Below are 20,191 nucleotides of genomic sequence, written 5' to 3'. Positions count from 1 at the left end.
TCGATGAAACGGCGAAGGCGAGGATCAACGCCGGATCATACTCAATCGTGCCTGGCGCCTGACTCAACGTGGCTGCGGCACGCTCGCCAGGTCGCGCAGGAAGCGGTCGCGCCACACGCCCAGGTCGTTATGGCGCAGCGCGTCCATATTGGTTTCGTAGCGCTCCTTGCGCTCTGCGAGCGGCATCGACAGTGCGCGCTCCAGCGCCTCGGACATGCCCGTCGCGTCATGCGGATTGACGAGCAGAGCCCCGCTCAGTTCCGCCGCCGCGCCCGCGAAGATCGACAGCACCAGCACGCCGGGATCGTTGGGATTCTGCGCCGCGACATACTCCTTCGCGACGAGGTTCATGCCGTCGTGCAGCGGCGTGACGTAACCCACCTGCGATTCGCGAAACAGCGACATCAGCTTCCAGCGGTCGTACTGCTGGCTCAGGTAGCGGATCGGCGTGTAGTCGAGTCCCGAATAGCGCCCGTTGATGCGCCCCGCCTCGCGCTCCAGTTCCTCGCGGATCACCTTGTAGCTGGCCACATCCGAGCGCGTGGGCGGCGCGATCTGCACGAGCGTGACCTTGCCGCGCCATTCGGGCGAATGTTCGAGCAGTTGCTCGAAGGCGTGAAAACGCTCGACCAGCCCCTTCGAATAATCGAGCCGGTCGACGCTCATGATGAGCTTGCGCCCTTCGAGACTTTGCTTGAGATCGAGCACATGCTGGCGGCTTTCGTAACGCGCGGCCTGTTCGGCGATCTCGTCGGGGAACACGCCGATGCGATACACGCCCGTGCGCAGCTTGCGGCCATAGGCTTCGATTTCGCCCTCGTGCTCGCCGTGCTTGCCCTTCTCACCCAGTTCGCGCACGACGCCGCGCGCCTCGCGCGCCATGTAGTCGTGGAACGCCTGCTGGTCGTTGCGCGTCTGGAATCCAAGCAGGTCGTAGCAGCACAACGACTTCACCAGCTCGTCGTGCGGCGGGATCGTCTGCAGCACCTGCGGCGAAGGAAAGGGAATGTGCAGGAAAAAACCGATGCGGTTGCGCACGCCTTCGGCGCGCAGGGCTTCGGCGAAAGGAATCAGGTGATAGTCGTGCACCCAGATGATGTCGTCGGGCTCGATCAGCTTGATCAGCTTGTGCGCAAGCCAGGCGTTCACGCGCCGGTAGCCTGCGTATTCGTCGCGCTCGTAGCGTGCGAGGTCGTTGCGGTAGTGGAACACCGGCCAGAGCGTGGCATTCGAAAAGCCCCGGTAGTACTGGTCGTAGTCCTTCCTCGTGAGGCCGACCGTCGCGAACGTGACGGCGCCTTCCTGGACGAGCGTGGGGCCGGCGTTCGCCACGGTCTCGCTGACCACGTCGCCGCTCCAGCCGAACCACACGCCGCCCGCGTCCTTGAGCGCGCCAAATACGCCAACGGCAAGGCCCCCTGCCGACCCTTTGGTCTCCGTGGGCGTCGCCACGCGATTCGAGACGACTATCAGCCTGGCCATCGTTGCACTCCTTCTCGTCTCATCTGCGATGTTTCCTCTGTTTCCTGTTATAGGTTCTGGCGGGCACATTGCGTAATCAGCGCGCCGCCTGTTCGTCCTCCACCGTCTCGCGCGCTTCGCGCGTTTCGCTGTCAGGCTCCTGCCCCACGCGCAGGCTGCTGCCCGCTACCGGATCGGCTTCCGTATGCGCGGCTGTACTCGACGCGGGCTCCGCGGGTGGACGCCACGGCGGCATCGGGCGCGCTCCGGCGTGGCCGGTCTGCACCGTTTCGCCCGACGGCTCGAACGCGCCGCCGTCGATCTGCGCCGCGACCTCGGCGCGCGCCTTCGGCAGGTAACCGGGATAGCGAGCGTTGACGAAATCGAGCAGCCCTTCGCGCACTCGGCAACGCAAGTCCCAGTTCAACCCGGAATCCTGCGAACTCACCAGCACACGCAACTGCATGGCACGCTCGTTGGCGTCGGTCACCTGCAGCACCTGCACGCGCCTGTCCCACTCGGGCGCATGTTCGACGATACGCGCCAGCTCCTCGCGCAGCGGCGCGAGCGGCATGCGGTAATCGAGCCACAGAAACACCGAACCGATGATCTGCGAACTGCTGCGCGTCCAGTTCGTGAACGGATTCTCGATAAACCACTGCAACGGCACGATCAGGCGGCGCTGGTCCCAGATGCGCACCGACACATACGTGCCGGTAATTTCCTCGATACGCCCCCACTCGCCCTGGATCACGACCACGTCGTCGAGCCGGATCGGCTGCGAAATCGCGATCTGCAAACCCGCGATCAGATTACCTAGCACGGGGCGTGCCGCGATACCGGCGACCAGCCCCGCCACGCCCGCCGACGCCAGCAGGCTCGCGCCGATCTGCCGGACGTTCGGGAAGGTCATCAGCGCCGCGCCCACGCCGAAGATGACGATGACGACCATCACCGTGCGTGCGAGCACGCGCGCCTGGGTGTGGATGCGCCGCGCGTGCAGGTTATCGGCGATATCGAGCGGATGCGCGGCCACGATGGCCTCGCCGATGGCCGCCGCACAACGCACCGACAGCCACGTGATCGCGCCGACCAGCGCAAACGCGCACAGCTCGCGCAGGGTCGAGACGAAGCGCAGCGTGTCGGGCGCCTGCCACCAGACAAACTCCAGCGCGACCACGCCGAGCACCGCGCGCGCGGGCTGATGCACATAGCGTACAAACACGCTCACGCGCGGATACGGCCGGGCAATGCGCCGTACGACGCGCGCGCCGAGCCAGTGAAGCGAAATCGCGAAGGCCAGCGCCAGCGCGCTGACGATCAGCGTGCCGAGCCAGTTCTGCAAGGGCGCGTCGGCCAGACGTGCGGCGAAATCGGTAATCGAGTCGAGATTGGGCATCGGCAGCCAGTTCCTCCGGAAGGGGTAGACATCGGGTGGAATGCGGCAGGGAGCGGACGCAGCGAAGCAACGCTACGCGAATGCGCGTAAAAAAACGCTAAAGAATGCAGCAGAGGCTTAATCGCCCTGCTCGTCAATCGACTGAGGAATTCGCCGTAGGTTCAACGGCATTGAGACGCGGCTGCGCGCGCGTGCGCGCAGCCGGCAGGAGAGTCAAGCAGGTTCAAGCATGTTCAGGGCCGCAATGGGAAGCACCAATCGAGCCCGTGATAAATGGTTTCAGCTACCGCTACCCGTCTTGCAGGGAAACGCCTTGCCCAGTCCCAGCGAAATCGCCGTGCTGGCGTTGTAGCCCGCCACATTGGGATTGTCGGCGATGTACTTGCGCACCGCGTCGGTCAACTGCGCCGAACGGGCGTCCGCCGGCAGGCAGAAGTACTGTCCAACCCGCGGGCCGGTCGTGCCGCCGATCGCGTCGATGGTGTTGAAGATGCCGTCGGCGGCCCCTTCTATGTAGGCCGCACAGGCGCTACGCGAGGCTACATCGGTCTTCGAGCAAAGGCGGTTGAGGTCGCTGGCGGTGAATGCGAAAGCCGAGAGCGGCAACATGAGCGCGCCGGCGCAGAACAGAGCCCGCAGCATGGTTCTCCTTGATTCGTCGTGTGGGGCGGCGCCCCCGCGCCGCGTGCCGGTCACTGGCGCGAGCCGGTGGAGGCGTCGGCAGCGATGGGCAATTCCGCTATTGTGCACTGTTTTTGTGGACTGCCGTGCGGCTGGCCGCTTGCGGCGTCCTTTCATATGCGGGCGGCGGGCCTGAAGCCGCGCCCGCCCGAAACGCTGATTGAGTCCTTACTGCGCAGTCTGGCCCATGCGCGCCGACAGATCCTTGATCGCATCCGGCGCCTTGTACTGCTTGGCGAAATCGAGCGCGTTCATGCCGATCTGGTTCTTGGTCTGCAGGTTCGCGCCGTGATCGAGCAGCAGCTTCGCCGTGCTCATGTGATCGCCGCGTGCGGCCATCATCAGCGGCGTCGTGCCGTTGGGCGACGGCGCGTTGACGTCCGCCGAATAGCCGATCAGCAGCTTCGCCACATCGTCGTTGCCGTTCGCGGCCGCGTAGTGCAGCGGCGTCCAGCCCTGCTTGTTCACGTTCGCGCCCTTGGCAATGAGCAGCTTGACGAGATCGACGTCGCCGTTGAGCGAGGCCAGCATCAGTGCGTTTTCGCCGGCTTTGTCTTCGGCGTCGATCTTGGTGTTCGGGTTGTCGAGCAGGAGCGCGGCGACCTTGTCCGACTTCTCGCGCGCGGCCAGCACAAGCAGCGGCATGCCCTGGTCGTCGGTGGCGTTGGGATCCATGCCGTTCGCGATGTCCTTGGCGACGCCCTTGTCGTCGTCGAACTTCACGCCCTTCACGAGCGAGTCGATCGGCGCGGCATAGGCCGGTGCGCTCGCGAAGAAGGCGGCGCCCAGGCCGATGGCGAGCGCGGCGGCGACGCTGCGCAGGCCGGCGGAGCGCGACGCGCGGGTGGCGTGGACGGAGGACGTAAGCGAATTCAGGTTCATGTCAGGCCTTAACGTTATTCGATATCTGATTGATAACAAGCGGATCTGCCAGCGTGCGGACGGCTATGCGGCGTGATGACGCCAAAGCGTCAGGCCGGAACCGGAATCTTGAACAGCCGGAAAAAGTTCTGCGTGGTGGCAGCGCCGAGTTCGGCGTCCGGCAATCCGCGTTGCTGGGCAATGAATCTTCCGACATGGCTCACGTACGCAGGTTCATTCGGTTTGCCCCGAAATGGCACTGGCGCAAGGTATGGCGAGTCCGTTTCGATCAGCAGGCGCTCGATCGGCACGCGGCGCGCGACCTCCTGCACCTCGGTCGCGCTCTTGAACGTGACGATACCCGACAGCGAAATGTAAAAATTCTGCGCGATGGCACGCTCGGCGATCGCCCACGGTTCGGTGAAGCAGTGCATCACGCCGCCGGGTTCGCCGGCGCGCTCCTCTTCCATGATGCGCAGCGTGTCTTCCGACGAGGCGCGCGTGTGGATGATGAGCGGCTTGCCCGTGGCGTGCGCGGCACGAATGTGATTGCGAAAACGCTCGCGCTGCCACTCCATGTCGTCGATCGTGCGCTCGCCCAGGCGGTAGTAATCGAGCCCCGTTTCGCCGATCGCCACGACTTTCGGATGCTTCGCCAGTTCCACGAGATCGGCGACGGAAGGCTCCTGCACGTCCTCGTGATCGGGATGCACGCCCACCGACGCGTAGACGTTCTCAAAGCGGCTCGCGATGTCGAGCACCGACGGCAGCGTCTCCAGATCGACCGAGACGCACAGCGCGTGCGTGACGTCCTGCGCACGCATGTTTTCGAGCACCTGGGGCAGACGGTCGGCGAGGCCCTCGAAATTGATGTGGCAATGCGAATCGACAAACATGGGCGTCCTGCGAAGTAAAAACGGGAAAACGGAAACAGCGCGATTGAAACCTGAAGCGCCGGAAAGCGCCGAAAGTCGCCTGAGGCCGCCTGAAGCCAGGCTCAGGCGAACATTTCACGATAGCCGAGAAAGAGCTCCTCGAACACGAGTCGCGCATTCAGCGGGTGGTTCTCGACGGCGCGCTGGCGCGTCACGGTCTTCAGATAGCGCGCGAGCGCCGGGGCGTCGACCTTGCCAGCGCAGCGCGCCAGCGCTTCCGCCGCCTGCGGGTAGTAACGCGGCCGGCCCGCCGTGCTTTGCGCCAGCAGATCGTAGGCCCAGCGCTGCAACCAGCCGAGCACGAGCGGCACCGGCAGCTTTTGCAGCGTCTCGCCACAGGCGAAGGCGTCGCAGTTCGGCCCGGCGGCAAGCTGGGTCAGCGCCCAGTCGCGCAGCGTGCGGTTTTCGTCGCTTGCGAGCGCCAGTGCCGCAAGCGGCGCGCCGCCCGCTTCGGCCAGCAGCCCCGCCGGATCGGCGACGCCCTGCTGCGCGAGCCAGGCTTGCGCCTGCTGCGGCGAAGGCGTGCCCATCGGCCACTGGCGGCAGCGGCTGATGATGGTCGGCAGCAGCCGGTCGATACGTGCGGAGACCAGCAGGAACACCACGCTCGAAGGCGGCTCTTCCAGCGTCTTCAGGAGCGCGTTGGCGGCCGCGACGTTGAGCGCCTCGGCCGGATACAGCACGACCACGCGCAGCCCGCCGCGATGCGACCCCACGCTCGTGAAATCGAGCAGTGCACGCACCTGTTCGATGCGGATTTCCTTGCTGGGCGTGCGGGTCTTCTTGCCTTCGTCGCCGTCGGCCTTATCGGCTTTGGCGTCGTCCTTGTCGTCGCCCGAGGGGCCGACGAGGCTCGCCAGCGCTTCGGGCACCACCACGCGGTAGTCGGGGTGATTGCCCTGCGCGAACCACGTGCACGCCGGGCAGGTGCCACAGGGCTGGCCGTCGGCTTGCGGCGACTCGCACAGCAGCCCCTTCGCCAGGTGCTGGGCGAACTGGAGCTTGCCGATGCCGGCCTGCCCATGCAGCAGCAACGCGTGCGGCCAGTGACTGCGCAGTTGCTGCAAGCGCTCCCAATCACCGGTTTGCCAGGGATAGATCATTGTGAAATCAGCCAGTTAGAGGCGAGATAGCGCGTGCATGCTTCAGAAAGCCGCGATCACTTGTTCGAGCTTGCGGCGAATCTCTTCGATGCTCTGCGATGAATCGACGATCGCGAAGCGGTACGGTGCTTCCTCGGCGCGGCGCAGGTATTCGGTGCGCGTACGCGTGAAGAACGCATCGGTTTCGCTCTCGAAGCGATCCGGCGCGCGCGCAGCGCCGCGGCGCTCGCTTGCGGTATCGGGGTCGATGTCGAACAGCACGGTCAGGTCGGGCTGGAAGCCGCCCTGCACCCAGCGTTCGAGCGTTTCGAGCTTGTCGCGCGGCAGGCCGCGTCCGCCGCCCTGATAGGCGAAGGTGGCGTCGGTGAAGCGGTCGGACAGCACCCAGTCGCCGCGTGCGAGCGCCGGCTCGATCACGCGCGCGAGATGTTCGCGCCGCGCCGCGAACATCAGCAGCGCCTCGGTTTCGAGATCCATCGGCTCGTTGAGCAGGATCTCGCGCAGCTTCTCGCCCATCGGCGTGCCGCCCGGTTCGCGCGTCATGACCACCGTGCGTCCGGCGGCGGCGAGCTTCTGTTCGAGCTGCTCGCGAAACCACGCCAGATGCGTAGTCTTGCCCGCGCCGTCGATGCCCTCGAACGTGATGAATCGGCCCCGCGCCATTTAGTTACCCCGGATGTACTTATCGACGGCCTTGTTATGGTCGACGAGATTGTCAGAAAAAACGCTGCTGCCGTCGCCGCGCGCCACGAAATACAGTGCGGCGGTCGCGGCCGGATTGAGCGCCGCCTGCAACGAGGCGACGCCGGGCAGCGCGATTGGAGTCGGCGGCAGCCCGAGGCGCAGGTACGTATTGTAAAGAGTGTCGACCTGGAGATCGCGCTTGTGCAGATGCCCCAGGTAGCTTTCCCCCATCCCGTAGATCACCGACGGATCGGTCTGCAACGGCATGCCCACCTTGAGCCGGTTCGTGAACACGGCCGCCACCTGGGCGCGGTCGCCCGCCTTGCCGGTTTCCTTTTCGACCAGCGACGCCAGCGTGAGCGCCTCGTAAGGCGACTTCAGCGGCAGGCCCGGCGCGCGCGCGGCCCACACCTCGTTCAGGTGCGTCTGCATCAGCTTGTAGGCGCGGCGATAGACGTCCAGATCGCTCGAGCCCTTGTCGAACAGGTAGGTATCCGGGAAGAACAGGCCCTCGCCGCTGCCTTGCGGCGCTGGCGGCGCGCCGATGGCGGCGAGCAGTTGCGCGTCCGTCATGGAGGCTGAGTCGTGGCTCAGCGCCGGATTGGCGTCGAGTTCCTGGCGCATGTGCTTGAACGTCCAGCCTTCGATGATGGTCGCGACGTATTCGTTGACGTCGCCGAGCGCCATCTTTTGCAGCACTTCATAGGGCGTAATGCCGGCCTTGAACTCGTAGTTGCCCGACTTGAGCTGACTTTGCAGGCCGAGCACGCGCGTCATCAGCACGAACAGCTGGGGCTGAACCGGCACGCCGCCGCGCCGCAACTGCGTGGTGACGCTGCGCACCGAGCTATGCGGCTTGATCGTGACGTCGAGCTGCGCAACGGCAAGCGAGATGGGTCTTGTGGCCCAATAAGCGACGCCGCCCGCGGCGGCTGCGCCCAGCACGACGAGCGCGGCGCCCGCTGCAAGGCATTTCTTCAGGAGGGACATGGAAACATGACTCTGGGGAACTCCATATAATAACCGCTCGACCTCGCTAAAGTCAGGATTGACTGTTCCTCGAATCCATGAACGCACCGCTCGCAGCACAACCGACCCCCGACACCCCCACCGCGGCCGATTTCGACGCCGTCCTCCACGGCGGCGGCTACGCGATCCTGCCGCAGTTCGGCGTGATCGACGCCAACGGCGACGACGCAGCCAGCTTCCTGCACGGCCAGCTCACCAACGACGTGCAGCATCTCGACGTCGCCGGTGCGCGCCTTGCGGGCTACTGCTCGGCCAAGGGCCGTCTGCTCGCCTCCTTCCTCACCTGGAAGACCGGCGAAGCGATCCGCCTGCTGATTTCGAAGGACGTGCAGGCGCCCGTGCAGAAGCGCCTGTCGATGTTCGTGCTGCGCGCCAAGGCAAAGCTCACCGACGACACCGACAAGCTGCTTGTGGTCGGTTTTGCCGGTGAAGTGCGCGGCGCGCTCGCCCGCGTGTTCGACGCGCTGCCCGACGGCGTGCACGTCAAGGTGGACGATCCCGCCGGCTCGCTGATCCGCGTGCCGGACGCGGCCGGACGCCTGCGCTACCTGTGGGTCGGGCCGAAGGAAGCGGTCGAGGCGAAGCTCGCCACGCTCGATGGCGAACTCAAGGCCGTGTCGCCCGCCGTGTGGGACTGGCTCGACATCCGTGCCGGCGAGCCGCGCATCACCCAGCCGGTGAGCGAGCAGTTCGTGCCGCAGATGGTCAATTACGACGTGCTCGGCGGCGTGAACTTCAAGAAAGGCTGCTATCCGGGCCAGGAGATCGTCGCACGCAGCCAGTATCGCGGCACGATCAAGCGCCGCACGGCGCTGGCGAGCGTCGCGGCCGGCCTCGACGCGGCGCATGCGGGCGTGGAACTGTTCCACTCCGACGACCCGGGCCAGCCCTGCGGCATGATCGTGAACGCGGCGGCAGCGCCCGATGGCGGCGTCGACCTGCTCGCCGAAATCAAGCTCGCCGCGCTCGAATCGGGCAGCGTGCATCTGGGCGCCGCCGATGGCCCCGCGCTGCGCGTTCTGCCACTGCCGTACGCTCTGCCCACCGAAGTCTGACGCCTTGACGCCCGCCGTCGCTGCGCACGAAGGAGACCGCGCGCCATGTGCCTGATCGTATTCGACTGGCGGCCGCGCGCGAGCGACGGCGCGCTCTTCACGCTCGCGGCCAACCGCGACGAATTCCTGCGCCGCACGGCCGCGCCGCTGCAATGGTGGGACGACGCGCCCGACGTGCTGGCGGGCCGCGACCTGGTCGGCGGCGGCACCTGGCTGGGCATGACGCGCGGCGGGCGCTTCGCGGCGCTCACGAACTACCGCGCGCCGCACGAGATGCGCCCCGACGCGCCCACGCGCGGCACGCTGGTCTCGCGCTGGCTTACGGGCGCCCCCGATCTGCCTGACACGCCGCTCGACTATCTCGCCGAGGTGGCGCGCGAAGGCGATCTGTATAACGGTTTCAATCTGATCGTCGGCGACTGGACGCGGCGCGAGCTCGCGTGGTACTGCAACCGCGCCGACCGCGCACCCGCCCTGCTGCCCGACGGCACGCACGGCATTTCGAACGCGGTGCTCGACACGCCCTGGCCGAAGCTCGTGCACAAGCGCGCCGAGCTCGCGCAGCAAGTGGCGAACGGCCCGGACGTGCCGCTCGATACGCTTATCGACATCATGCGCGACCCGCGCGTCGCGCCCGATGCGCAACTGCCGGCCACCGGCATTCCGCTGGAGCGCGAACGCGCGTTGTCGGCGGCTTTTATCGATACGCCCGACTACGGCACGCGCGGCACCACCGCACTACGCGTGCGCCTGAATGGCGAGCAACTGGATGTGGAAACCTGCGAGCGCAGCGACGACGACGGCTCGCACCGCATCAAGCGACCGGGCGGCTTCGAGCGCCGCGAGCGCTACACGGTGAGCGCAACGGTCGGGACTGTCGAACAAGCCTGAATTACCGCGCGGCGTCGAACGCCTCACGCAACGCCTGCGCGGCCTGCCTGTGTGCGCGTCCCGCGTCCTCCACGAAAGCGCCCAGCTTGAAGAACTCGTGGATCATCCCTTCATAGCGCACGAGCGTGACGGCGTTGCCCGCCGCGCGCAGTTTCTCCGCGTACGCCACGCCTTCGTCGATGAGCGGATCGAACTCCGCCACCGCAATCCACGCGGGCGCGACACCATGAAAATCGGGCGCGCCGCGCGTGCCTTCGAGCGGCGAAAAGCGCCAGTCGTCGCGATCGGACACATCGCGCACGTAATGATTGAAGAACCATTGGACGGTGGGCGCATCGAGCAGATAGCCCTCGGCGAAACGCCGGTGCGATTCCGTCTGCTGATGGCTGCCCGTGCCGGGATAGATCAACATTTGCAGCACGGGCGCGATGCCCGCATCGCGCGCGAGCACGGCGCACACCGTGGCGAGCGTGCCGCCCGCACTGTCACCGCCTACCGCGAGGCGCGCCGGATCGATCGCGAATTGCGCCGCGTGCTGGTGCAGCCACGCATAAGCGTCGAAGGCGTCCTCCACGGCGGTCGGGAACTTGTGCTCGGGCGCGAGCCGGTAATCGACCGAGAACACCGCGCAGCCCGCCTCGTGCGCGAACGTGCGGCACAGCGCGTCGTGGGTATTGACACTGCCGACCGTGAAACCGCCGCCATGGAAATAGACCAGCGCGGGCAGCGGCTCAGTCCACTGCGGCTCCACCGGCAGGTACAGCCGCGCGCGGATCGCCACGCCGTCGCGCATCGGCACGTCGAGATCTTCGACCGAGTGCATCGGCACGGCCGGAATCTCCAGCACCGATGCGCTCTTTTCATACGATGCGCGCGCCGCCTGCGGCGTCAGTTCGTGATACGGCTTGCGGCCCGCGCGGGCCACCAGGTCGAGTACGAGAGCGATCTTCGCGTTGAGCGGCATGGGCGTACAGGGCTTCCGGGCTGGCCGCTGCTACGCGCGCGCCTCCTTGACTTCGGGCTTGAGCGAGAGCGGATCGGTGGGATTGCGCAGCGTCTCGATGTCCTCGTGACGCAGCTTGACCGACGCGAGTATGCCCGGATGCGTGAGGATATAAAAGCGCCCATCGCGCACAGCGTCGAAGGTGGCCTTCGCTACGTCGTCGGGCGTGAGGCGGCCCGAGCGCACCGCCCGCTGCAATTGCAGATCGGCAGCCTGCTGCGAGCGCGTGGGCGGCGCATCGTTGCGCAGGTCGTCGGGACGGCTGCGCTCGGCGTTGGCGATGCCGGTCGGCACGAACGCCGGGCACAGCAGCGAGCAGCTCACCTGGCCGCCTACATTGCGCAGGTCGTGATAGAGCGTCTCGGTGAGCGCCACGACCGCGTGCTTCGAGGCGTTATAGACCGCCATCGTGGACGGCGAAAGCAGCCCTGCCACCGACGCCGTATTCACGATATGCGCCCGCTCGCCCTGCGCGAGCATCGCGGGCGTGAAGCTGCGCACGCCGTTGGCGACGCCCATCACGTTGACGCCGAACACCCAGTCCCAGTCCTTCGCGCTGCTTTCCCACACGAAGCCGCCGGTGCCCACGCCCGCGTTGTTGAAGAGCAGATGCACCTTGCCATAGGTGTCGAGCGTCGCCTTCGCGAGCGCATCCACCTGGGCCGGGTCGCGCACATCGGTGCGCACGCCAATCGCCTGTGCGCCCTGATCGCGCATCGCGGCGACCACGCCTTCGAGCGCATCGGCATCGACATCGGCGAGCACGAGTTTCATGCCGAGCGCGGCGGCCTGCTGCGCGAACGCGCGGCCAAAGCCGCTGGCGGCGCCGGTGATCACGGCCACGCGGCCTTCGAACTGGAACGGATCGGACACACGCGTCTCCTGTTGGATTCTGGGTTGATTCTGCTGAATTCGTTAGTACTGCACATGCATCAAGGAAACAGGCCAGCGCATCGCGCCGGCCTGCTTTCCAGACGTGTCGTCAGATCAGCTTGACGAGCTGCTTGCCGAAGTTCTGCCCCTTGAGCATGCCGAGGAACGCGCTCGGTGCGTTCTCCAGGCCTTCTGCCACGCTCTCGCGATACACGAGCTTTTTCTGCGCGACCAGGCCGCCGAGTTCCGAAAGCGCCTGCGGCCACGCGTCCAGATGCTCGGAGACGATGAAGCCCTGCACCAGCAGGCGCTGCGTGAGCAGCAGTTGCGGATACTTGAGCGGCACCGGCTCGCCGTCATAACCGGCGATCATGCCGCACAAGGCGATGCGCCCGAACGCATTCATGCGCGAAAGCGTGGCGTCGAGCACCGCGCCGCCCACGTTCTCGAAGTAGCCATCGACGCCGTCGGGCGTCGCGTTCTTGAGATCCTGGTAGAGATTGCCGGCCTTGTAGTCGACGCAGGCATCGAAGCCCAGTTCTTCCACCACATAGCGGCACTTTTCCGCGCCGCCTGCGATACCCACGGCACGGCAGCCCGCGCGTTTCGCGAGCTGGCCAACCACGCTGCCGACCGCGCCGCTCGCGGCGCTCACCACCACGGTCTGCCCGGCCTTCGGCGCGATGATGCGGTTCAGGCCGTACCAGGCCGTCACGCCCGGCATGCCCACAGGGCCGAGATACGCCGAAAGCGGCACATGCGTCGTATCGACGACGTGAATATCGCTGCCGTCCGAGAGACTGAATTCCTGCCAGCCGCCCATGCCGACCACCTTGTCGCCGACCTTGAACTTCGGGTTCAGCGATTCGACGACTTCGCCCGACGTCCCGCCGATCATCACCGTGTCGAGCGCCTGCGGCGCCGCGTAGGACTTGCTGTCGCTCATGCGCCCGCGCATATACGGATCGAGCGAGAGCCAGTGATTGCGCACGCGCACCTGACCCTGCGCAAGCGGCGCGAGCGGCGTGTCGACGAGACGGAAGTTATCGACGCTGGCGACGCCTTCAGGGCGCGAGGCGAGCAGGATCTGACGATTGGTCTGGGTCATGGCGTTCGGATTGACTTCATGAAAGCGCGGCTTGCACCGCGCGTAGGGAAAACGGCGAGCGCTCAGGCTCAGCCGTCGCTGGGGCCGGGCGTCGCGTCCGGGTCGCTGCGCAGGCGCTGGCGCACCACGTCGCGGCCCACGGCGAGACGCCGCATGTACTTGAAAGTGCCAAGCGCCTTGGCGACGAAGTGGCCTTCGCTATCGCGGATCTCGCCTTCGCAATAGGCCATCGTGGTCGAGCGGTGCAGCACGCGTCCATAGGCGCGCAGTTCGCCGCGGCCAGGCTGCATGAAATTCACCTTCATTTCGACGGTGACGACGCCCACGCCGTCGGCGGCCACGCTGCGCGCGGCCATCGCCAGCGCGATATCGGCAAGCGTCATCGTCACGCCGCCGTGCGCGACCTGCCACGTGTTCATGTGGCGCGGCGCGAGCGGCAGGAGCACTTCGCTTGCACCGTCGCGCGCGCTCACGAGCTTCGCGCCCAGTTCGTCGACGAACGGGCTTTCGATCGTGGGTTGCTGGTTGCCTTGTGCGGTGTCGGGTTTCATATCGACGGTCATCGCTTCAATCACGCAACGTAGTCGACGCACTGACGCGTTTCGACGACGCGCTTGGCGAAGTCCTTCACCTTCATGTGCTCGGGGTGAACCTGGTAGGCGTCGAGCGCGGCCTTATCGGCGAAGTCGGACACCAGCACGAGGTCGTAAGTCGATTCGAGCCCCTCGCCTGCGATGCCGACTTCGAGATGCAGCGTGCCCGGCACCAGATCGCGGCAGCCTTCGAGCAAGGTGCGGAACTTCGCGATGTTCTCGACGCGCGTTGCGCCTTCGGCCGATTCCTTGAGCTTCCACATCACGATATGACGAATCACGTAATCACCTTTTCTGTCTGTCTTGAACGGAGAGCGCGCCGTCCGGGCGCGAAACTGCCGTCATGATAACCGCGTGCCGTGCGCCACGAGACCGCGTTTTCAGCACTCCTGCGCGGCTAATCGGTGAGCAATCGCGCCGATGCGGGCGAGCGCGGCGTCCGCGCTCTGCGGGTCGGGCCCCGGACAACTAACGCGGATAAAGCGCTCGAAACGGCCTGAATTCGAGAACACCGTGCCCGGCATGATGCGAATGCCTTCGGCCAGCGCCGCCTCGAAAACCGCCATCGATCCGGCGCCTGGCGGCAGTTCGATCCAGAACGCCATGCCGCCGGCCGGCGGCGTGAAGCGCGTGCCTGCGGGAAACGATGCGCTAATGCCTTGCGCCATGCGCGCGCGCTGCAAGGCAAGGCGCTCGCGCAGTCTGCGCAGATGACGTTCGTGCGCCTGGCTCTGCAAGAACTCGGCGAGCACGGCTTGCGACAGCGGCTCGTTCAGGCGCGATTGCGCGAACTTGAGCATCGCGATGCGCGAATGCCAGCGCCCGCCCGCCATCCAGCCCACGCGCATGCCGGGCGCGAGCGTCTTGTTGAACGACGTGCAATGGATCACGCCGCCCTGCGTGTCCCACGACTTGAGCGCGCGCGGCGGCGTGTCGCTTTCCACGAGTTCGCGATACGGGTCGTCCTCGATCACCGCGACGCCCGCCTGCGCGCACAACTCGACGATGCGCTGCTTGTGCGCGTCCGGCATCACGCAGCCGAGCGGATTTTGCAGATGCGGCACGACCACCAGCGCCTTGACGTCCGCGTGCTGGCGCAGCGCGAAATCGAGCGCTTCCACCGATAGCCCCGTGGTCGGGCTCGCCGGAATTTCCAGCGCGCGCAGGCCAAGACTTTCGAGCACCTGCAACAAGCCGTAGAAACACGGCGATTCGACCGCGACGGTATCGCCCGGCTGGGTCACGGCCCGCAGCGCGAGATTGACGGCCTCGGTGCCGCCGTGGGTCATGACGATTTCGTCGGGATGGACGGTGAAACCGGCGGCCAGCGCGCGGCGCGCGATCACGGCGCGCAGGCGCGGATCGCCGCGTTCGTGGCCCGGCGACGTCAGCAGGTCGGGCCGATGGCGCAGCGTGCGTACGGCGATTTTCTGGAGCGCTTCACCGGGAAAGAGCGCATCGGCGGCGGTCACGCCGCCCAGGTTCAGCGCATCGGGCACCTGCTGCCAGCGCGCGACCAGCGCGGAAATATTCGCGTGAATGCCGACGAATTGCGCTTCCGTCTGGGTTTCTCGCCAATCGGGTTCGGGCTCGCGCGCACCGGGCAGCGTGCTGGCAATGGCGCGCACGAAATAGCCCTCGCGCGGGCGCGCTTCGATCAGCGCCTCGCGTTCGAGCACGCGGTAGCTTTCGGTGGCGGTGGCGAGACTCACGTCGTGCTGGCGCATGAAGGCGCGCATCGACGGCATGCGGTCGCCGGCACGCAGCACGCCGGTTTCGATACTGCGCCGGTATTGGCCGGCGAGTTGCCGGTAGAGAGGCTGCGTGGACTGGGCGGAGACGTTCATCGGTCGATGATGCCAGACGCGCGGGCGAGCGCGACAGATACACGCAAACGCGGATTGCACCGGTACAGGGCGCGCCGCGCGTGCGCTGTAGCGCAACGATTGACGCCGTGCTGCGGCTGTTGCGGGCGAACGCGCACTTTTAAGCTGGGTGCCTGACTTCGCTTCACCGACCGGATATCGACCATGCACGACTCGTCACGCTCCGAAAATGGCACCCTGCCCGCCGACACCCGCGCCATCGCCCTCGTGCGTGGCGCGATCCACACGATCGAATTGCGCCGCGGTGCGGCGATTGTCGCGGTGGAAGGCGAACTGCTGATCAGGTATCGCGATGCGGCGCTCGCGTCGCTCGGCCAGCTTGCGCCCGAACAGACGCTGCATCTGCACGAGGGCGAGCAGTACGTCGCTCGCGAGCGCAGCTGTTACGCGTTGAGCGCTGCGCAAACGCCGGGGGCGCGCTTCCTGCTGCAAACGCCGCCACGTCCCGCTCGCGCCGCGTGGGCCGCGCTGGCAAACCGCCTGTCACGGGCGGGCGCGTGGCTGCGCGCCCGCCCGCTACGCACCTGAAGCCGTAGACGGCCTTAGACGACTTCGAAGAGGCCCGCTGCACCCTGGCCGCCGCCGATGCACATCGTGACGACGACGAGCTTCGCGCCGCGGCGCTTGCCTTCGATGAGCGCATGGCCCGTGAGACGCGCGCCCGAAACACCATACGGATGGCCGACCGCAATCGCACCGCCGTTCACGTTGAGGCGATCGGCGGGAATGCCCAGCTTGTCGCGGCAGTACAGCACCTGCACGGCGAACGCTTCGTTCAGCTCCCACAGGTCGATGTCCTCGACCTTCAGGCCCGCTTGCTTGAGCAGCTTCGGCACTGCGTAGACCGGGCCGATGCCCATTTCGTCGGGTTCGCAGCCCGCCACCGCGAAGCCGCGGAAAATGCCCAGCGGCTGCAGGCCTTCGCGCTCCGCGACCTTCGCGTTCATCACCACGCAGGCGCTCGCGCCGTCCGAGAACTGGCTCGCGTTGCCTGCCGTGATCACGCCGCCCGGCATCGCCGTGCGAATCTTCGACACGCCTTCGAGCGTCGTATCGGCGCGAATGCCTTCGTCGGCGGAGATCGTGACTTCCTTCGTGATGAGCTGGCCAGTTGCCTTGTCGCCGACACCGGCGAGCACCGTCATCGGCACGATTTCGGCGTTGAAGAGACCTGCCGCTTGCGCCGCCGCCGCGCGCAGTTGCGACTGCACGCCGTATTCGTCCTGACGCTCCTTCGAAATCTCGTAGCGCTTCGCGACGGTTTCCGCCGTTTGCAGCATGCTCCAGTAGATTTCCGGCTTGTGCTGGTTGAGCCAGCCTTCGGCCATCATGTGGCGGTTCATCTCGTTCTGCACGCACGAGATCGACTCCACGCCGCCTGCCACGAACACGTCGCCTTCACCGGCGATCACGCGTTGCGCAGCCAGCGCAATAGTCTGCAGTCCAGACGAACAGAAACGGTTCACGGTCATGCCCGGCACCGACACCGGCAGGCCCGCGCGCAGTGCGATCTGGCGCGCGATGTTGGCGCCCGTCGCGCCTTCGGGGTTCGCGCAGCCCATGATCACGTCCTCGACGCGCGCGGGGTCGATCTTCGCGCGCTCGACGGCGGCCTGCGTGACATGGCCGCCCAGCGTGGCGCCATGCGTCATGTTGAAGGCGCCCTTCCACGATTTGGCAAGGCCCGTACGGGCGGTCGAAACGATTACGGCGTCAGTCATGCGTGTCTCCAGCAAAATTATGGATGCTGCGAATGGTGGCGTTGGACGGTCATCAAGCCGTTTTTCAAGCCGCTTATCAAAGCGCTTTTCGAGCTGTGCTTCAGACGCTGCCCGCGAGCACGTCGGCCGACTGCGCGCGCTTCACGCCCGCCGCCTCCAACTGTTCCCACGCGGCGGCCAGCGACCCGTTCATGTCGATGGCGCGCGAAGCGTCTTCGATCAGCACGGTCTCGAAACCGGCAGCCCGCGCATCGAGCGCAGACCACGCGACGCAATAGTCGGTCGCGAGCCCGCAGCAATAGACGCGCTTCGCGCCGGTCTCGCGCAGATAGCCCGCGAGGCCCGTGGGCGTCGTGCGATCGGCTTCGAGAAACGCGGAGTAGCTGTCGACGTCGGCGTGATGGCCCTTGCGGATCAGCGCACGCGCATGCGGCACGTCGAGATCGCGATGCAGCTGCGCGCCGTGCGTGTCCTGCACGCAATGCGTGGGCCACAGCACCTGCTCGCCGTAGGGCAGCGCGACGGTCTCGAAAGGCTTGCGCCCAGCGTGACTGGCGGCAAACGACACGTGCTCCGCCGGGTGCCAGTCCTGCGTGAGCACCACATGCCTGAAGCCCCGCGCGAGCCGGTTGGCGACCGGCACGACTTCGTCGCCGTGCGCGACGGCCAGCGCCCCGCCCGGCATGAAGTCGTATTGCAGGTCGATCAACAGGAGCACGTCGTCTGCGCTTCTCATGATGTCCGTCCGGATTTAACTCGATCGAATCAGTTGAACGTGGCGCCGCTGTCGGCCTTGTCGGCCAGCGACGCTGCGATCTGCCAGGCGTCGCCGTTGGGCTGCGCCGCGTAACGGCGGATCGCGCGCGCCACGTTGTACAGGCCGACGGTGTCCGCGTAGAGCATCGGGCCGCCGCGCCACAGCGGGAAGCCGTAGCCCGTCAGGTAGACCATGTCGATGTCCGAAGCCTTCGAAGCAATGCCTTCTTCGAGGATCTTCGCGCCTTCGTTGACGAGCGCGAACACGAGACGCTCGACGATTTCCTCATCGCTGATCTTGCGGCGCTCGACGCCCGCTTCCTTCGAGTACGCGACGATCATGTCGTCCACGAGCTTCGAGGGCAGCGCGTTGCGCTCGCCGGCCTTGTAGTCGTACCAGCCCGCGCCGGTCTTCTGGCCGAAACGGCCCTGTTCGCACAGGCGGTCGGCGATCTTCGAATACTTGATGTCCGGCTTTTCCTCATAGCGGCGCTTGCGGATCGCCCAGCCGATGTCGTTGCCCGCGAGGTCGCCCATGCGGAACGGCCCCATCGCGAAGCCGAACTTCTCCGCCGCGCGGTCGACCTGTGCGGGCAGCGCGCCTTCTTCGAGCATGTACAGGCCCTGGCGCACGTACTGCTCGATCATGCGATTGCCGATAAAGCCATCGCACACACCCGACACCACCGCCGTCTTGCGGATCTTCTTAGCGACCTGCATGACCGTGGCGAGCACGTCCTTGGCCGTGTCCTTGCCGCGCACGACTTCGAGCAGCTTCATCACGTTGGCCGGGCTGAAGAAGTGCAGGCCGACCACGTCCTGCGGACGCTTCGTGAAAGCGGCGATCTTGTCGACGTCAAGCGTCGAGGTGTTCGAGGCGAGAATCGCGCCAGCCCTGGCGACTTCGTCCAGACGCTTGAACACCTGCTCCTTCACGCCGAGTTCTTCGAACACGGCTTCGATGATCAGATCGGCCTGCTTGAGGTCGTCGTAGGAGAGCGTCGGGCTGATCAGCGCCATGCGCGCTTCGAGCTTCTCCTGCGTGAGCTTGCCCTTCTTGACCTGCGCTTCGTAGTTCTTGCGGATCGTCGCGATGCCGCGATCGAGCGCTTCCTGCTTCGTTTCCAGCAGCGTGACCGGCAGGCCCGCGTTGAGGAAGTTCATCGTGATGCCGCCGCCCATCGTGCCCGCGCCGATCACCGCGACCTTCTGGATATCGCGCGTGGGCGTGCTCGACGGCACATCGGGGATCTTGCTGGCGGCGCGCTCGCCGAAGAACGCGTGACGCAGCGCATGCGATTCCGGCGTCTGCACGAGTTCGATGAAGCACTCGCGCTCGTAGGCGAGACCCTTGTCGAAGCCCTGCTTCACGCCCGCTGCGATCGCGTCGATGCACTTGACGGGCGCGGGGTAGTTCTTCGACATCGCGCCCACGGTGTTGCGCGAGAACTGCAGGAAGCCTTCGGCGTTCGGATGCTCGATCTTGCGGTTGCGCACGAGCGGATGCGGGCCTTGTTTATCGGCGGCCTTGCGGGCGAACGCGACGGCTTCGGTCAGCAGATCGCCTTCGATCATGGCGTCGAAGAGACCCGACTTCGCGAGCTTTTCGCTGGGCACCGGCGCGCCGCTGACGATCATGTTGAGCGCGGGCTCCAGACCGATGGCGCGCGGCAGGCGCTGCGTGCCGCCTGCGCCCGGCAGGATGCCGAGCTTGACTTCGGGCAGCGCGATCTGCGCGCCCGGTGCGGCGACGCGGTAATGCGCGCCGAGGGCCAGTTCCAGGCCGCCGCCCATCGCCACGCTGTGGATCGCCGCCACGACGGGCTTGGCGCTCTTTTCCACTTCCTTGATGACGGTGTGGAGCGTGGGCTCCTGGGTCGCCCTGGGCGTGTTGAATTCGGTGATGTCGGCGCCGCCGGAGAACGCTTTGCCCGCGCCCGTGATGACGATGGCCGTCACGGCGGGATCGCTGTTGGCGCGCGCGAGGCCGTCGACAATGCCGGTGCGGGTCGAGAGACCCAGGCCGTTGACGGGCGGATTGTTGAGCGTGATGACGGCGACGCCGTCGCGAGTCGTGTAATTCACTGCCGCGTTGTCCACTACCATTTGCCTGCCTCCATGCATGCGGGCCGCGTTGTGCGTCGCCGGCTTC

20 protein-coding genes are annotated in these 20,191 nt (G+C 66.4%); 3 read left to right on the top strand and 17 right to left on the bottom strand.

Translation table 11 applies throughout. The features are described 5' to 3' along the window. Positions 1–63: 63 nt before the first annotated feature. The 8 genes from otsA to mltG all read right to left on the bottom strand — a co-directional run bounded on the left by otsA (position 64) and on the right by mltG (position 8,114). Complete coding sequence (gene otsA / locus BBA01S_RS00395) at positions 64–1,482, bottom strand: alpha,alpha-trehalose-phosphate synthase (UDP-forming) (RefSeq protein WP_027814696.1); 1,419 nt, start codon at positions 1,480–1,482, stop codon at positions 64–66. 76 nt (positions 1,483–1,558) lie between these two features. After that, on the bottom strand, positions 1,559–2,860 hold the full coding sequence (locus BBA01S_RS00390; protein WP_027814695.1) for a mechanosensitive ion channel family protein: 1,302 nt from the start codon (positions 2,858–2,860) through the stop codon (positions 1,559–1,561). 279 nt (positions 2,861–3,139) lie between these two features. Continuing rightward, positions 3,140–3,502, bottom strand: a complete 363-nt coding sequence (locus BBA01S_RS00385) for a Rap1a/Tai family immunity protein (protein ID WP_027814694.1) — start codon at positions 3,500–3,502, stop codon at positions 3,140–3,142. 207 nt (positions 3,503–3,709) lie between these two features. After that, a complete protein-coding gene (locus BBA01S_RS00380) occupies positions 3,710–4,423 on the bottom strand; it encodes an ankyrin repeat domain-containing protein (RefSeq protein ID WP_027814693.1) in 714 nt (237 codons plus the stop codon). Positions 4,424–4,512: 89 nt separating this feature from the next. Then, a complete protein-coding gene (locus BBA01S_RS00375) occupies positions 4,513–5,298 on the bottom strand; it encodes a TatD family hydrolase (RefSeq protein ID WP_027814692.1) in 786 nt (261 codons plus the stop codon). Between the two features lie 101 nt (positions 5,299–5,399). After that, the gene (locus BBA01S_RS00370) at positions 5,400–6,440 is read right to left on the bottom strand and encodes a DNA polymerase III subunit delta' (protein ID WP_027814691.1); all 1,041 of its coding nucleotides are present in this window, start codon (positions 6,438–6,440) and stop codon (positions 5,400–5,402) included. A 42-nt stretch (positions 6,441–6,482) separates the two neighbouring features. Further along, positions 6,483–7,103, bottom strand: a complete 621-nt coding sequence (tmk, locus tag BBA01S_RS00365) for a dTMP kinase (protein ID WP_027814690.1) — start codon at positions 7,101–7,103, stop codon at positions 6,483–6,485. Beyond that, positions 7,104–8,114 (bottom strand): endolytic transglycosylase MltG, encoded by a 1,011-nt coding sequence (mltG, locus tag BBA01S_RS00360; RefSeq protein WP_027814689.1) that lies wholly within the window; start codon positions 8,112–8,114, stop codon positions 7,104–7,106. It abuts the gene before it with no gap. Positions 8,115–8,191: 77 nt separating this feature from the next. Here mltG and ygfZ point away from each other — a divergent pair, with 77 nt between their 5' ends. Further along, entirely contained in the window at positions 8,192–9,208 is a 1,017-nt protein-coding gene (gene ygfZ, locus BBA01S_RS00355; RefSeq protein WP_027814688.1) for a CAF17-like 4Fe-4S cluster assembly/insertion protein YgfZ, read from the top strand. 45 nt (positions 9,209–9,253) lie between these two features. Then, entirely contained in the window at positions 9,254–10,099 is an 846-nt protein-coding gene (locus tag BBA01S_RS00350; protein ID WP_027814687.1) for an NRDE family protein, read from the top strand. Between the two features lies 1 nt (position 10,100). Here the strand turns inward: BBA01S_RS00350 and BBA01S_RS00345 are convergent, their stop codons facing one another. The 6 genes from BBA01S_RS00345 to BBA01S_RS00320 form a co-directional block, all read right to left on the bottom strand. Continuing rightward, positions 10,101–11,063: an alpha/beta hydrolase gene (locus tag BBA01S_RS00345; RefSeq protein WP_027814686.1), complete on the bottom strand. Its 963-nt coding sequence runs from the start codon at positions 11,061–11,063 to the stop codon at positions 10,101–10,103. 30 nt (positions 11,064–11,093) lie between these two features. Then, the gene (locus BBA01S_RS00340) at positions 11,094–11,975 is read right to left on the bottom strand and encodes an SDR family oxidoreductase (RefSeq protein WP_027814685.1); all 882 of its coding nucleotides are present in this window, start codon (positions 11,973–11,975) and stop codon (positions 11,094–11,096) included. A gap of 109 nt (positions 11,976–12,084) precedes the next feature. Continuing rightward, positions 12,085–13,083 (bottom strand): NADP-dependent oxidoreductase, encoded by a 999-nt coding sequence (locus BBA01S_RS00335; RefSeq protein ID WP_027814684.1) that lies wholly within the window; start codon positions 13,081–13,083, stop codon positions 12,085–12,087. A 68-nt stretch (positions 13,084–13,151) separates the two neighbouring features. Further along, positions 13,152–13,634 (bottom strand): PaaI family thioesterase, encoded by a 483-nt coding sequence (locus tag BBA01S_RS00330; protein WP_027814683.1) that lies wholly within the window; start codon positions 13,632–13,634, stop codon positions 13,152–13,154. A 20-nt stretch (positions 13,635–13,654) separates the two neighbouring features. Beyond that, positions 13,655–13,957 carry a Dabb family protein gene (locus tag BBA01S_RS00325; RefSeq protein WP_027814682.1) on the bottom strand — a complete coding sequence of 101 codons (303 nt, stop codon included), beginning with the start codon at positions 13,955–13,957 and terminating at the stop codon, positions 13,655–13,657. Positions 13,958–14,056: 99 nt separating this feature from the next. Next, positions 14,057–15,523, bottom strand: coding sequence for an aminotransferase-like domain-containing protein (locus BBA01S_RS00320; RefSeq protein WP_042295507.1), 1,467 nt, complete (start codon positions 15,521–15,523; stop codon positions 14,057–14,059). A 183-nt stretch (positions 15,524–15,706) separates the two neighbouring features. Between BBA01S_RS00320 and BBA01S_RS39530 the strand changes: the two genes are divergently transcribed. After that, complete coding sequence (locus BBA01S_RS39530) at positions 15,707–16,090, top strand: hypothetical protein (RefSeq protein WP_052391637.1); 384 nt, start codon at positions 15,707–15,709, stop codon at positions 16,088–16,090. Positions 16,091–16,104: 14 nt separating this feature from the next. Here the strand turns inward: BBA01S_RS39530 and BBA01S_RS00310 are convergent, their stop codons facing one another. The 3 genes from BBA01S_RS00310 to BBA01S_RS00300 all read right to left on the bottom strand — a co-directional run bounded on the left by BBA01S_RS00310 (position 16,105) and on the right by BBA01S_RS00300 (position 20,145). Further along, positions 16,105–17,283 (bottom strand): acetyl-CoA C-acyltransferase, encoded by a 1,179-nt coding sequence (locus tag BBA01S_RS00310; protein ID WP_027814680.1) that lies wholly within the window; start codon positions 17,281–17,283, stop codon positions 16,105–16,107. A gap of 100 nt (positions 17,284–17,383) precedes the next feature. Further along, entirely contained in the window at positions 17,384–18,019 is a 636-nt protein-coding gene (gene pncA, locus BBA01S_RS00305) for a bifunctional nicotinamidase/pyrazinamidase (RefSeq protein WP_027814679.1), read from the bottom strand. A 29-nt stretch (positions 18,020–18,048) separates the two neighbouring features. Further along, entirely contained in the window at positions 18,049–20,145 is a 2,097-nt protein-coding gene (locus tag BBA01S_RS00300) for a 3-hydroxyacyl-CoA dehydrogenase NAD-binding domain-containing protein (protein WP_042295504.1), read from the bottom strand. Between the last annotated feature and the right edge of the window lie 46 nt (positions 20,146–20,191).

It is taken from the genome of Paraburkholderia bannensis NBRC 103871 (assembly GCF_000685015.1).
In the GTDB taxonomy this organism is placed as follows: Bacteria; Pseudomonadota; Gammaproteobacteria; order Burkholderiales; family Burkholderiaceae; genus Paraburkholderia; species Paraburkholderia bannensis.
The sequence above is the reverse complement of the archived record's forward strand: the minus strand, read 5'-3'. Positions and strand labels throughout refer to the sequence as shown.